Annotated in this window: 11 protein-coding genes; 7 read left to right on the top strand and 4 right to left on the bottom strand. The window is 46.3% G+C overall.

All coding sequences use genetic code 11. The annotated features are described in order from the left end of the window. Positions 1-166: 166 nt before the first annotated feature. The 3 genes from ACYVF1_RS22410 to ACYVF1_RS22400 form a co-directional block, all read right to left on the bottom strand. On the bottom strand, positions 167-859 hold the full coding sequence (locus ACYVF1_RS22410; RefSeq protein WP_461083049.1) for a TetR/AcrR family transcriptional regulator: 693 nt from the start codon (positions 857-859) through the stop codon (positions 167-169). A gap of 338 nt (positions 860-1,197) precedes the next feature. Continuing rightward, the gene (locus ACYVF1_RS22405) at positions 1,198-1,323 is read right to left on the bottom strand and encodes a hypothetical protein (protein ID WP_461083047.1); all 126 of its coding nucleotides are present in this window, start codon (positions 1,321-1,323) and stop codon (positions 1,198-1,200) included. A gap of 125 nt (positions 1,324-1,448) precedes the next feature. Next, entirely contained in the window at positions 1,449-2,927 is a 1,479-nt protein-coding gene (locus tag ACYVF1_RS22400) for a type III PLP-dependent enzyme domain-containing protein (protein WP_461083045.1), read from the bottom strand. 376 nt (positions 2,928-3,303) lie between these two features. Here ACYVF1_RS22400 and ACYVF1_RS22395 point away from each other — a divergent pair, with 376 nt between their 5' ends. The 4 genes from ACYVF1_RS22395 (at position 3,304) to ACYVF1_RS22380 (ending at position 7,490) form a co-directional block, all read left to right on the top strand. After that, positions 3,304-4,320 (top strand): hypothetical protein, encoded by a 1,017-nt coding sequence (locus ACYVF1_RS22395; RefSeq protein ID WP_461083043.1) that lies wholly within the window; start codon positions 3,304-3,306, stop codon positions 4,318-4,320. 11 nt (positions 4,321-4,331) lie between these two features. Then, complete coding sequence (locus ACYVF1_RS22390; protein ID WP_461083041.1) at positions 4,332-5,573, top strand: Ser-Thr-rich GPI-anchored membrane family protein; 1,242 nt, start codon at positions 4,332-4,334, stop codon at positions 5,571-5,573. A gap of 340 nt (positions 5,574-5,913) precedes the next feature. Further along, complete coding sequence (locus ACYVF1_RS22385) at positions 5,914-6,894, top strand: pyruvate dehydrogenase complex E1 component subunit beta (protein ID WP_461083039.1); 981 nt, start codon at positions 5,914-5,916, stop codon at positions 6,892-6,894. Between the two features lie 236 nt (positions 6,895-7,130). Beyond that, positions 7,131-7,490 (top strand): hypothetical protein, encoded by a 360-nt coding sequence (locus tag ACYVF1_RS22380; RefSeq protein ID WP_461083037.1) that lies wholly within the window; start codon positions 7,131-7,133, stop codon positions 7,488-7,490. A 60-nt stretch (positions 7,491-7,550) separates the two neighbouring features. Here ACYVF1_RS22380 and nadC read toward each other — a convergent pair whose 3' ends face one another. Beyond that, a complete protein-coding gene (nadC, locus tag ACYVF1_RS22375; RefSeq protein ID WP_461083035.1) occupies positions 7,551-8,384 on the bottom strand; it encodes a carboxylating nicotinate-nucleotide diphosphorylase in 834 nt (277 codons plus the stop codon). A gap of 122 nt (positions 8,385-8,506) precedes the next feature. Between nadC and ACYVF1_RS22370 the strand changes: the two genes are divergently transcribed. The 3 genes from ACYVF1_RS22370 (at position 8,507) to ACYVF1_RS22360 (ending at position 13,731) form a co-directional block, all read left to right on the top strand. Beyond that, on the top strand, positions 8,507-8,887 hold the full coding sequence (locus tag ACYVF1_RS22370; protein WP_461083033.1) for a hypothetical protein: 381 nt from the start codon (positions 8,507-8,509) through the stop codon (positions 8,885-8,887). 94 nt (positions 8,888-8,981) lie between these two features. After that, positions 8,982-12,062: a protein translocase subunit SecDF gene (gene secDF / locus ACYVF1_RS22365; RefSeq protein WP_461083031.1), complete on the top strand. Its 3,081-nt coding sequence runs from the start codon at positions 8,982-8,984 to the stop codon at positions 12,060-12,062. Positions 12,063-12,228: 166 nt separating this feature from the next. Beyond that, complete coding sequence (locus tag ACYVF1_RS22360; protein ID WP_461083029.1) at positions 12,229-13,731, top strand: APC family permease; 1,503 nt, start codon at positions 12,229-12,231, stop codon at positions 13,729-13,731. Positions 13,732-13,770 lie beyond the last annotated feature (39 nt).

Raw genomic sequence — 13,770 nt, 5'->3', positions numbered from 1 at the left:
TTGTTTAGCTCTTAAAGTATATGGCGAAAGAGGAATATCTAAACTCAAAAATCAATGATAGTGATTTACGCTGGCGATAGAGAAGCCCACAGACGATCTAAACACCTGTAATTCAGTTAAGAATTTTAATACGCTAATCACTAAGAATACTTTGAAACGGTTATATCTACCACTGAGCCATTGGCAGGTGCGCTGACTGAAGTTCTAATTCGACTTCTTTCGAGCTGATTGCCAGTCTGTTCAATGCGATATAAATTGTTTTAATGGCACTTTCGATTCGTTGCCAGCCTTCTTCGCTACGTAGGTCGATGCTGATCATAGTCCGGTCGTTCTGCGCCATGATGGTGAGGTAGTTCATAGCACCGATAACTACGGCTGAAATGGCCTGAATATCAGCACCTTTCACGAATGATAACTGACTGACAAGGCGAGTCATTTCTTCGTCCTGAGCGCGGGCAGTTGTTTCGGCAATAGAATCATTTTCAATAACACTAGCCTTGATGATTTCGCGGGCCGCTTTAAACGTACGGAAATATCGGTACGTTTGAATCACCTGACGATACCAGATTCTAGCCACGTCCGTTTCATGCAGGGGACGAATCTGATCGAGCACTGTAGTCGTAAATACTGGAAATAATTTACCCATTTTTACGTAATACTCCAGCAGGCCTTCCATGCCACCAAAGTATCGGTAAATCAACACTTTACTAACATTGGCTTTTTCGGCTACCCGGTTTACACCAACCCCTTCCAATCCGCGTTCGGCAATGACTTCTTCCAGGGCTTCAACGATACGTTGGGTGGTTTTTACCCGGTTCCGTCTTACTTTTTCATCTTTCTCCATATTAACTACATTCATATTATTTCAAGTATCTATTCTCTATCAGACTATAACTTCATTAGAAAGTCACTTTAGGTTTTAGGTAAGATGTATTTTACTAACAATTGTTCTGAAAAAAGGGTAGATACACTTATAGCAATACGTCGATAGAACGTTGTTTCAGCAACAAATTGTGAGCTATCGGATTGCCTTTCAGCACGTTTGAACTTTTTTTTCAAAAGTCAAATCAGTAAGTATAACTAACGGCTCACTATGAATAGTTAATTGTTTCCGTTGGATTGTCAAGTTATAACTACAACGAAAAAGCCACCCTCTTTTGGTTAAAAGGATGGCTTTTCCTGGAAAAATTCGTTTCGTTAAACCCGAACCTGCGCTGAAGCAGGCTTCTGTACACTGCCATAAGCCGGGCAGTTTGCTTTCCGTGCACACGACCCAAGCGACAATGTCGCCAGCACAGCCCCGAAAATCAGTAGTTTTTTCATGTAAATAATCGTCCTTTTGCGCTTAATCTTCAGATTTTGAAACGAATATAATGCCAAAAATGGTACAGTTCGGCATTTTTTTGTACCAACGGTGGCCTAATCTGTCTATCTGATAGGAATTAATTTCAATTTTCTTCTTTTATCAACTCCTCTTCACGCTCTTCCGCGGCTTCAGTTGCTTCCAGTTCGGTCATGCCGGGTTCGGCTCCGCCATAACCCAGAATTTTTAGCATCACTTCGCTGTTTTGCTCGGGTGCAAACAGGCGGGTGCGTAAATTTCCATTTTCGTCTTTATCAACAATTACGTGCTGCGGGGCCGGAATCAGGCAATGCTGAATGCCGCCATAGCCGCCAAGCGATTCCTGATACGCACCCGTGTGAAACAAACCAACGTACTGCTCTTCGGCATCCTGGTCGAAAATAGGCAGATATAGATCGGCGCTGTGGGCTTCTGTGTTATAAAAATCGTGCGAATCGCAGGTTAAGCCGCCCAGGTTCACTTTCTGGTATGGATTGTCCCAGTTATTCACCGACAGCATGATGTATTTCTGTCCTAATCCCCAAGAGTCGGGAAGCTGCGTGATAAATGAACCGTCAATCATATACCACAACTCCTTGTCATTCTGCAACTTCTGATCGATTACCCGATAAATAACTGCCCCGCTCTCGCCGACCGTATACGAACCAAATTCGGTGAAGATATGCGGAACTGGTACGTTGTTTTTATTACAGATCCACTGAATACTTTCCACAATCTGGTCGATCATGGCCTGATAGTCGTATGTAAACTGGAACGACGTTTGAATGGGCATTCCGCCACCAATATCAATTGAATCGAGATCAGGACAAATTTTGCGCAATTCGCAGTATTTGTACATGAACCGGCTCAGTTCGCTCCAGTAGTAGGCGCTGTCCTTAATACCCGTGTTGATAAAGAAATGCAGCATCTTGAGCTTAAACCGCTCATTTGGCTGAATCTTGCTCCGGTATAATTCATTCACATCGCTGTAACGAATACCCAGCCGGGACGTATAGAACGCAAAATTCGGCTCTTCATCCGTGGCGATACGTATCCCAAAATTTACTGACTCAGCCGTAATTGAATTTTCGTAAGCCTCGATTTCTTTCAGATTATCGAGGACAGGAATGCAGTTTGTAAACCCGTCGTTGATTAGCTCGCTGATGTATTGCGTGTAAAGAGGACGTTTGTATCCATTACAGATGATATACGTACTCTTAGATACTTTATCCATCTTATACAACTCCCGAATGATGGGAATATCGTATGCCGACGATGTTTCGAGATGGATGTTATTCTTAAGAGCTTCCTCCAGCACGAACCGAAAATGCGACGACTTAGTACAATAGCAGTACGTATAGCTGCCTTTGTAGTTATAGCGTTTCATCGCGTTTTTAAACAGCAGCTTCGCATGTTCAATATGTTCGGTGATTTTTGGTAAGTACGTCAGCTTCAGGGGCGTACCGTACTCCTTGATAATGTCCATCAATGGAACATTATTGAACATCAACTCATTATTTTCAACGTTAAACTCCCGCGTCGGGAATTCAAATGTCTGATCAATCAGGTCATAATATGTCTTCATCCCTGGCTTCGGCGCATAAAATGGATAGTCCCTACGAAGTATACCTTTTTTAGTACAGCATTCAAAAAAACAGGCGCGAATTTGGCCCCGAAAATCGGGCTTTGCAAAAAGAATTGATTCGCAAGATTGTTAACGAATAAGTAGGGGGTTTGATTCGTTACGTTCATCAAATTTCACGATCTGTTTATATCAACTCAGGACTTTGCCTGTACTTGCGGGCTTCGTTTAACCCTACCGATACCAAAGCCTCATAAGAAAAATACCCGGTTTCAGAAAGAGAAACCGGAGATTGGTAAAGGTGAGGTTTAATGTATGAAAATATTGAAGGATTTTAGGCTTTTTATTGTCCAGCCATTAGTAAACCTTCCTATTTTTTATGCGTATACTCTCTACGTTGTCGTTCCTGTTTTTAGTTGTCACTACGCTCCCGGCACAAACGATTCGCCGTTGCAACAACAACCCCGGCGTTACCGGCCCCAACGTGTATACCAGTATTCAGGCTGCCCACGATGCCGCTTCTAACGATGACATTATTTACATCGAATCCTCCGGCACAAGTTATGGTACGCTGAACTGCGCCAAACGCCTGACGATTTACGGAAAAGGGTATTTTCTCGAAAACAGCCCAATTGGTTCGCCCGATCAAATTTCGCCCTCAATTGGCAACGTATCATTCGGATCTGGCAGTAGTAATACGCTGTTCAGTGGGGTCAATGTACAAGGAACTATTACGTTTGGTACGAGTATTTCGGCCATCACGGTTGAGCGTTCGTACATTGCCAATGGTATTACGTTTACCAGTACATGCTCGGGAGCTACAAGCCAGTTTGCTCGAAATTGCGCTATCAAGCAGTGCTTCATTAATTCAGGTGGTGTGGTAGGTAGCTGTGGAACTCCAGAAAATAATGCAAACGGCATAACTATTCTAAACTGCATTCTCCGTCAAAGTGGATTTTACCACATTACCACTCTAAATAATGTTCTCGTTGCTAATTCCGTGTTAGGCGGAGGTCTACGTAATCTAATTAATAGTACAGTCACGAACTCAATTATTAGAGAGAGTATCAATAACAATACCGCAACGACCTTTAATAACACTATCAATAGCACGAATGACCTCCCTGCTGGAAATGGCAATGTAAATGGCGCTAACTGGGCGTCAATTTTTGAGTCGAGCAACCCGCAGATTGATATTAATTTCCGGCTGGCACAAGGATCAATAGCTCAGGGAGCGGGCACGGGTGGAACAGATATCGGAGCGTTTGGTGGCAGTAACCCTTATGTACTATCAGGTCAACCCCCTATTCCTGTTATTACTAATCTTAGCAGCGATCCATCGGGCAACAATAATTCGCCCCTGAAAGTCAAAATCAGTATTCGGTCGAACAATTAATCCCAGTCGCTATGAAAATTGGATTGGGAATCATCGTCTGCCTACTGACGATTCAGCCATTGTTGGCACAAATCAATCGGGTTGAATATTTTATCGATACCGACCCTGGATTTGGCAGTGCTACGTCGGTCAACATTTCTCCCGCTACAACCCTGACAAATCTGGCATTCACCGTTCCAACGACCAGTGTGCAGCCTGGATTTCATAGTCTGTATATCCGGGCCAGATCAGCCGCAGGAAAATGGAGTACCGTGGCCCGACAAATGTTCTATAAAGAACGTACTAACCCGTTCGTCAACATTAATCGCATCGAGTACTTTGTGGACAACGACCCTGGTTTTGGAGCAGCTACGGCGGTAAACTTTACGGCCAATACATCGGTCAATAATCTGGACTTTACGGTTCCCCTGACGAACGTAGCAGTGGGTTTTCACAGTCTGTTTATCCGAGGGCGGGATGCTTCCGGGCAGTGGAGTAATCTGGAACGGCGACTATTCTTCAAAAACGAAGTCAATCAGTCCGATATCGTTCGGTTGGAATATTTTGTGGATAATGATCCAGGTTTTGGTGCTGCAAGGGCAGTAGCCATTACACAAGGCACTTCCATCAATAATCTGGAATACACCGTCGATCTGACAGGCATTTCTAATGGCGCTCACACATTAAATATCCGGGCTCAAAATGGCCTTGGCCGATGGAGCACCATTAGTGTGCGCGATTTTACGGTTCAGGACAACGTAGTGGTTTTGCTTTCTGCGCCAGCCGGCTGGTGCCGTAATACGCCATTTAACCTGGCTTATAAAGCCACCGGTACGTATGGCGGTGACAACGTATTTACGCTTCAGCTCTCCAACTCTACAGGAAGTTTTCTGAGCGGTGTTACGTCCCTGGCGAACATCAATAGCACTACGTCGGGTACGGTGACGGTAACAGTGCCAAATTCTGTGGCTATCGGTTCAGGGTATCGAATCAGAATGATAGCCAGTAATCCATCACTGACAAACATGCCTAGCCTGGAGTTTCCGGTTACAAACGTGTGCACCTGCTCCACCATTGCCAGCATACGTATCGGCAACTGGAATGATCCTGCCACCTGGACCTGTAATCGGCAACCGGCGGTTACGGATGTTGTGCAGCTAAAACACCTTGTTACGTTACCTACCTCTATTCTCGGACAGGCAAAGCAGCTCAAGTACGATCTAGGCGGGCAACTACGGTACAATCTGAACGCCCGACTTCAACTAACGCCCTAGATTAACGTGGATAATAAATAGTATCAATTTCTAATATGTCGTAATACGTTAGCCAATCAAGTATTCACGTTTGCGAAAAATTCATTTTATTCATACCAACGTAGCGCCCGGCTGAGTGTTTATCACTGGCCGGGCGTTACGTTGGTATATAGCTGCCCAAAAGTAACGTAACGGCTCGCCTATTTATGGGTTTATACTTTTAGTAAAAGATAGGTTATCAAACAGTACGTCCGATTTGATGAATCAGGGCATTTTGCCTAATTTTGACCGACGTTTAGCCACCTCGCTCTGAATCTGGATGTATTGAGGGAGTTATTAACACGAAATCAATAAGCTCATTATGAGAGAAATACAATTCCGTGAAGCCCTACGGGAGGCCATGTCGGAAGAAATGCGCCGGGACCCGTTGGTTTATCTGATGGGCGAAGAAGTTGCCGAATACAACGGCGCTTATAAAGTCAGTCAGGGCATGCTCGACGAATTTGGCCCGGAGCGTGTTATCGATACACCCATTGCCGAACTGGGTTTTGCCGGTATTGGCGTTGGCTCGGCCATCAACGGGCTACGGCCTATTATCGAGTTTATGACGTTCAACTTCTCGCTGGTTGCTATCGATCAGGTCATTAACTCGGCGGCTAAAGTGATGTCGATGTCGGGCGGACAGTACTCCTGCCCAATTGTATTTCGGGGGCCTACCGGTAACGCCGGTATGTTGTCGTCGCAGCACTCGCAGAACTTCGAAAACTGGTTTGCCAATACGTCGGGGCTGAAAGTAGTGGTTCCTTCGAATCCTTATGATGCCAAGGGACTGCTGAAATCCTGTATCCGCGACAACGACCCCGTTATTTTCATGGAGTCGGAATTGATGTACGGCGACAAAGGTCAGGTTCCAGAAGAGGAATATTTAATTCCAATTGGTCAGGCCAATATTGTACGCGAAGGAAACGACGTAACGATTGTTTCGTTCGGCAAAATTATGAAGGTAGCTCTCGCGGCAGCCGAAGAACTAGCGAAAAATGGCGTTTCGGCCGAAGTAATTGATCTTCGTTCAGTTCGTCCAATTGATTATGCGACGATCATCAACTCGGTAAAGAAAACGAACCGTTGTGTGATTGTGGAAGAAGCCTGGCCATTAGCGGCAATTTCGTCGGAGTTAACTTATAATATCCAACGTAACGCTTTTGATTATCTGGATGCTCCGGTAGTACGTGTCAACAGCATGGATTTGCCCCTTCCCTACGCCCCTACGTTGATTGAAGCGATTCTGCCTAACGTAAAACGCACTTTGCAGGCAGTTGATACTGTGATGTACAAGAAATAAATACTGTAAAAAGTTAAATGGGTAATGCTTGGTAAGAAGCATTTATTATTTTACATCACTCACATGCTAAACAGCAAACGTCGACCATCTGGTCGACGTTTGCTGTTTATAAAAAAGCCCGGCTGCGAAAACAGTCGGGCATTTAGTTTGCTGGAATTGATAGTAAAACGCCCATACTGACTAAAAAGTTTACACCTTGAAAAATAGTGGCATAGTTTTTCGTATTATTTTCGATTATGCAGAATTTAGTAGAGACAGCTCCAAATGAATCGCGACTCCGTTTAGGGAGCCGTGTAATTTATGAAGTTACAATTCAATACGTCGGTTCATTGACAACGCTACGTCATCGTGAGCCGACTGTTACGTTCTTTTCAAATTTGCGTAAAGCTGTAGACGCAATAGCCGCGGAATTAGCTCTCAACAACTGGCCACCAAAAGTGAATTACACGGCTGTATATCGAGGAGTGAAGCAACGGCAGTTTTATAGCTGTGATTTCGACGTAGCAGGCACGAAGGTATTTCGCCTTAAAGTAGTTCCGCGCTTATTAAACCCACCTCTACCCCGGCTGGGTATCGACGAAAATCCAGCGAAATGAAGAGAAATTATGAGTCATTAGGTATTAGAGGTGCTAACAACTAATGACTAATGACTCATTTTAATAAGCTTTCAAACTTAAATCCAGACTTTTGACCTGGTGGGTAAGAGCACCCGAAGAGATGAAATCGACGCCTGTTTCGGCGTAAGCGCGCAGATTCGCTTCATCAATACCGCCCGACGCTTCGGTTATAAAACGGCCATCGATTAAACGTACCATTTCGCGCGTACCTTCGGGCGAAAAGTTATCCAGCAGAATAATGTCAATTTGCCCGACACGTAGTACTTCTTCTACTTCGGCCCGATTGCGTGTCTCTACTTCGATACGTAGCTGGCGACCTGTTTCTTTCAGATAAGCTACGGATTTGGTAACAGCAGCTTCGATACCTCCCGCGTAATCGACGTGATTATCTTTAATCAGAATCATGTCGTACAATCCAAAGCGGTGATTGACGGCTCCGCCAATTTTTGTGGCCATTTTCTCACAAATCCGGAAATTTGGTGTGGTTTTGCGTGTATCCAACAGCTTCGCCCGTGTGCCTTCGAGCAGATTCACCAATTCGCGCGTATGCGTGGCTATGCCGCTCATACGTTGCATACAGTTGAGTACCAGGCGCTCTGCGGTGAGTATGTTACGTGCATTTCCGCTTACAGTCAGCACAATATCGCCGGGTTTGATGGATGCCCCGTCCTGCATCAATACGTCGACAACAAAACTCGGGTCAACTTCGGCGAAAATGGCTTTGGCAACTTCAACGCCAGCCAGAATACCCGCTTCTTTTACTAACAGGCGAGCGCGTTTCTGAGCGTCTGCCGGGATGGTAGAAAGGGATGTATGGTCGCCGTCGCCAACATCTTCGGCAAGGGCCAATTGAATAAATTCATGCAGATTCATAGTCGCAAGGTACATTATTTCCTATAAACCCTTCCAGCTTCGACTGGTTTTCAAAATCCGTTGGCCAACCTATTGGATTCTAATAAAAATGGTACGAAATTTGTCATCCGCTAAGGAAAATTATGAAGCAACCGCGCGTCATACAACGTCTTTCCAGCCTGATGCTAGCTACACTGCTGCTCTTTACAGCAGTCTGGAGTCAGCATTCTGCATCGGAGAAAGCACTTCTAGCTAAAAAAGCGGTTGCTGAACAGAGCAAATCGGGTAAGTCGGCTGATCATGCGAACGATGCCCAACTGAGTACGGCCCAATTTGAAGCGGTCGTAACACCGGCGATTCAGTTAGGTGATTCAGGGCAGACAGCATTCTTGCTTCCTGCACCTACGTTGGTGATCCTGCTCTTGCTGAGCGTTCCATTGCTTCGGCATTTTACGCTTCCGCATTTTTATTTCTCTTATTTCCGGCACGTCTTCGGCCATCACATTGCCACTAATGCGCCCTAGTGGTATTATCAGGCTATAGCCTGACAATCAGATCATTTCTAACTTTTTTCTACTATTTTATTTTTTCTAACAAGCGCACTGCTTGTTAAAAACCATGCAAAACAGAACCGGAATTCTCATTCTGACAGGGGTTATTGCAGCCATTTGCATCTACTTCCTGTCGTTTACGTTCGTCTCGCGGAACATTAAGGCTGACGCGGAGGCTTACGCAACTAATAAACAAGGCGTTGTAGACCGTAACAAAAAACAACGTTATCTTGATTCGCTTTGGAAAGAACCTGTTTTTCTAGGTAGTACGTTACAGGAAGTTACCGAGCGCGAACTAGGATTAGGCCTTGACCTTCAGGGTGGTATGCACGTTGTACTCGAAGTGTCACCAGCAGATATTCTGCGTAGCTTATCGGGTAACAATCGTGATCCTAAGTTTAGCCAGGCGCTGAAACAGGCGCTCGAAGACCAAAAAACCAGCAACACGAGCTTCGTAGATCTGTTCGCGAATAACTTCAAAAAGCTGGCTCCTGATACACGTTTGGCAAGCGTTTTTGCAACAAGCGCCAACCGTAGCAAGATCAACTTCCAATCGTCGGATACGGAAGTACGGAAGTTGTTGAATGAAGAGGTAAACGGTGCTATCACACGGGCTTACCAGATCATTCAGGCTCGTGTCGATAAATTTGGTGTAGCAAACCCAAACATCCAACGCCTACCAGGTTCGGGCCGGATTCAGATTGAATTACCGGGTGTTGATAATCCAGAACGTATTCGTCGCCTGCTGACCGGCGCTGCCAAACTCGAATTCACCGAAGTTTACCGTCTGAACGAACTGGCTCCAGCCATTGAAGGTATTGGTGCGTATCTGCTTCGTGAAGAAACAGCGCGCAAAGCAGCTCTGAAAACGACTGCTCCAGCCACGGGTACAGCTGCCAAAGGCACATCCAGCCTTGAAACGCAGCTGGCGCAGGGTAGCAAAACTGATTCAACCGGTAAAGCAAAAAATGATACGGCGGCCGCTGCTGCTCAGGGAACAGCCCTTACGCAATTATTCCTGCCCGTTGGTCAGGATCAGTTGGGCGTTTATTTGAAAGATACCGCACGCGCCAACGCTGTGCTGAACGCTTCTGAAGTACGTGGTTTGTTCCCCGCCGACGCGGTGTTTGCGTGGGATCGTAAGACGTTCAAAGCTACTGATGGCAAAGAAATTCTGCCGCTTTATTTCCTGAAAAAACTGGGTGGCCGCGCTCCGCTGGAAGGTGACGTTATTACGGATGCTACCAACGATTATGATGATCGTGGCCGTCCGGAAGTAACGATGAACATGAACCCGGAAGGTGCTCGCAAATGGCGTAACCTGACTGCTGCTAACGTGGGTCGCCCAGTCGCTATTCTTCTTGACAACCTGGTTTATACCGCGCCAAACGTACAGAACGAAATTCCGAACGGACGTTCGAGCATCTCGGGTAACTTCACAGTAGAAGAGACTAAAGATATGGCTAACGTACTGAAAGCCGGTAAGTTGCCTGCGCCAACCAACATCGTAGAAGAAAGCGTAGTAGGTGCTACGTTAGGTTCAGAAGCCGTTAGTGCTGGGGTACTTTCGTCGCTGGTGGGTATTCTGCTGGTATTGGGTTTTGTGGTGTTCTACTACAATCGCGCTGGTCTCATTGCCGACATAGCACTGATTGTCAACCTGTTCTTCCTGCTTGGTGTAATGGCGTCGCTGGGTGCCGTACTGACCATGCCGGGTATTGCTGGTATCGTATTGTCGATCGGTATGGCCGTTGATGCCAACGTACTGATTTTCGAACGTATCAAGGAGGAACTGGCTGAAGGGAAAGGATTTAAGATTGCGGTGGCCGATGGATTTAAGAACGCTATGTCGTCCATCATCGACTCGAACGTAACGACTTTCCTGACCGGTATTGTCCTCTTCATATTCGGAACGGGTCTGATTCTGGGCTTTGCTACTACGCTCATTATTGGTATTCTGACCTCGTTGTTTGCCGCTATTTTCATCACACGGCTTATCCTGGAATACTACATCCGCAACGGCAAAACGCTGACGTTTACTTCATCGTGGGCGAAAAATCTGTTTGCCGATTCTAACTTCGATTTCGTATCACGTCGGAAACTGTATTACACCGTATCGTCGGTTATTATTGCTGCGGGCATCATCTCGGTATTGATCAAAGGCTTCGGCCTGGGCGTCGATTTCAAAGGTGGCCGTTCATACGTAATACGTTTTGAAAAATCGGTAAGTACCGACGACGTTCGGAACGCGCTGGAAGGTGTTTTAGGGGCATCGCCAGAGGTAAAAACCTACGGTGGTACGGGTATCGGCGCGAGTCAGGTGAAAGTAACGACGCCTTACCTGATCGACGATAATTCGCAGGGAGCCGATAAGAAAGCGGAAGCGACTATTTATCAAGGTTTAAGCACATTAAAAGGAAATCCGGCCAAAATCGAGAGCTCGCAGAAAGTTGGTCCGACAATCGCTTATGATATTCTGACATCAGCCCTGTGGTCGATTTTGCTGGCGGTAGCCGTCGTATTTGCCTATATTCTGATTCGCTTCAAACGACTGGCCTTTGGTTATGGTGCGGTTGTGGCTATGTTCCACGACGTACTGATTATCCTGGCTATCTTCTCGATTTTCAACGGACTTCTGCCTTTCTCGCTCGATGTTGACCAGGCGTTTGTGGGCGCGTTGCTCACGATTATGGGTTACTCGATGAACGATACCGTCGTTGTTTTCGACCGCGTACGGGAGTATTTGTCCGAAAACCGGGGTAAGAAAGAAAGCATTCCGACGATTATTAACAACGCCCTGAATAGTACGTTGAGTCGTACGGCAGTAACCGGTTTCTCGACCATTCTGGTCTTGTTGGTACTCTTTATTTTCGGTGGTGAAACCATTCGGGGTTTCTCATTCGCCATGCTGATTGGCGTAATCGTCGGTACGTACTCGTCACTGTTCGTTGCTACGCCGATTGTCGTAGACGCGCTGAGCCGCGATCAGGATAAAGAAGACGCTTTACCAGCCAAACTGGAAAAGAAAACCGGTTACGATGCTATTCCGGCCGACTTCACAACGGCTGCCCCAGCTACGCCCGAAGAGTTTACAGCTAAGAAAGAAAAGAAAGACAAAAAACCGCTGATCCGTCCTTCACAGTCGTAATTTGAAGCGTGAAAGAATGAAAGAGTGAAAGAGCGAATGCCATTCGGTAAATTTTTCGCGCTTTCACTCTTTCGCATTTTCGCTCTTTATTTTTCGTATCTTTCGCTTCAAACTCCCAACAATCTTTTTCAAAAAGACACAATCACCAAACGATAATCCTTTCTGCATGGAAACTAAACTAAAACCGGTTGATACGAGCGTTATGCGCAAAAAGCCACTTTCGGCTTATGCGGCTGATGCACAGAAAAGTGAACTTAAACGCGTACTGACCCGTTGGGGACTGACCTCATTAGGTATTGGTGCCGTTATTGGGGGTGGCATTTTCGTATTGACCGGTATTGCCGCTCGCGAGTGGGCTGGCCCAGCTCTTGCACTAGCCTTTATTATCGCGGGCGTTGCTTGTACGTTTGCAGCCCTGTGCTACGCGGAGTTTGCGTCTATTCTGCCCGTTGAAGGTTCGGCTTATGCGTATTCGTACGGTACAGTAGGTGAGTTATTTGCCTGGTTGATAGGCTGGAACCTTATTCTGGAATACATGATGGGGGCCACAACGGTAGCCGTAAGCTGGTCGGGGTACTTCGAGAAATTTCTCCATCTATTCCATATAGAACCGCCCATATGGCTCATGAACGACCCGGTAACGGCGCACGAAAAGGCCGAAGCGCTACGTGCCGCCGGGACCCCCGTTCCTGACTTTACGTTTGCTATGAATTTGCCAGCCTTCCTGATCGTAATCGTTGTTACGTATATTCTGGTAAAAGGGATCAAAGAAGCTGCCAGCACCAACAACCTGATTGTAATTCTGAAAGTGGCAACCGTCATTTTTGTGATTATAGCTGGTTCGTTCTTCGTTGATACTGCAAACTGGACGCCCTTTATTCCAGTCGGCGTTCCTGACGAAACTGGCCAAACACACTTTGGCTGGCCGGGAATTGTTACAGCAGCCGGGATTGTCTTCTTCGCTTATATTGGTTTCGACGCCGTTTCGACGCAGGCTGGTGAAGCTATTGATCCGAAAAAAGACGTACCGTTTGCCATTATTGCCTCGCTGCTTATCTGTACGGCCCTCTATATTCTGGTTTCGCTGGTGTTGACGGGTATGGTTAAATATGATACGTTAGATCTGAAAGCCCCTGTAGCCCAGGCTTTTGCTGATGCAGGACTTAACTGGGCGGTTTATCTGATTACCATTGCAGCTATTGCGGGACTCACGTCTGTAATGCTTGTGATGATGCTCGGCCAGACGCGGGTTTTCCTGGGTATGGCGAAAGATGGTCTTCTGCCAAAAAACCTGTTTGCGTCCATCCACCCGACCTTCAAAACGCCCTGGAAAAGCACTATTTTCGTGGGTACTATTGTGTCGATTGTAGCGGCTCTTACCCCTATCGACAAAGTATCACAACTTACCAGTTCGGGAACGCTGTTTGCCTTCGCCATGATCTGCGGAGCCGTTTGGATACTCCGTGTGCGCGAACCGAACCTGGAGCGCCCTTATCGTACGCCAGCCCTGCCGGTCATCGCTACGTTGGGGATTCTGGCCAATTTATACCTGATGTGGAACCTACGTACCGATACGAAAATTACATTCGTGGTATGGGGTATTCTGGGTCTGATTGTGTATTTCGCTTATAGCCGTCATCACAGCAATCTGAACAAACCCCAGGAATAAATTTTCTTTCCGATTGACATTATCAAAACCCTTCGGCGC

The sequence above is a fragment of the Spirosoma flavus genome, from assembly GCF_054778555.1.
Note: the sequence above shows the minus strand (reverse complement) of the source record. Positions and strands in the feature narration are given on the sequence as shown.

Bases quoted from the DNA above. Each gene is read 5' to 3' on its own strand.
- ACYVF1_RS22410 (WP_461083049.1), bottom strand. From the start codon at position 859: ATGAATGTAGTTAATATGGAGAAAGATGAAAAAGTAAGACGGAACCGG.
- ACYVF1_RS22405 (WP_461083047.1), bottom strand. From the start codon at position 1,323: ATGAAAAAACTACTGATTTTCGGGGCTGTGCTGGCGACATTGTCGCTT.
- ACYVF1_RS22400 (WP_461083045.1), bottom strand. From the start codon at position 2,927: ATGAAGACATATTATGACCTGATTGATCAGACATTTGAATTCCCGACG.
- ACYVF1_RS22395 (WP_461083043.1), top strand. From the start codon at position 3,304: ATGCGTATACTCTCTACGTTGTCGTTCCTGTTTTTAGTTGTCACTACG.
- ACYVF1_RS22390 (WP_461083041.1), top strand. From the start codon at position 4,332: ATGAAAATTGGATTGGGAATCATCGTCTGCCTACTGACGATTCAGCCA.
- ACYVF1_RS22385 (WP_461083039.1), top strand. From the start codon at position 5,914: ATGAGAGAAATACAATTCCGTGAAGCCCTACGGGAGGCCATGTCGGAA.
- ACYVF1_RS22380 (WP_461083037.1), top strand. From the start codon at position 7,131: ATGCAGAATTTAGTAGAGACAGCTCCAAATGAATCGCGACTCCGTTTA.
- nadC (WP_461083035.1), bottom strand. From the start codon at position 8,384: ATGAATCTGCATGAATTTATTCAATTGGCCCTTGCCGAAGATGTTGGC.
- ACYVF1_RS22370 (WP_461083033.1), top strand. From the start codon at position 8,507: ATGAAGCAACCGCGCGTCATACAACGTCTTTCCAGCCTGATGCTAGCT.
- secDF (WP_461083031.1), top strand. From the start codon at position 8,982: ATGCAAAACAGAACCGGAATTCTCATTCTGACAGGGGTTATTGCAGCC.
- ACYVF1_RS22360 (WP_461083029.1), top strand. From the start codon at position 12,229: ATGGAAACTAAACTAAAACCGGTTGATACGAGCGTTATGCGCAAAAAG.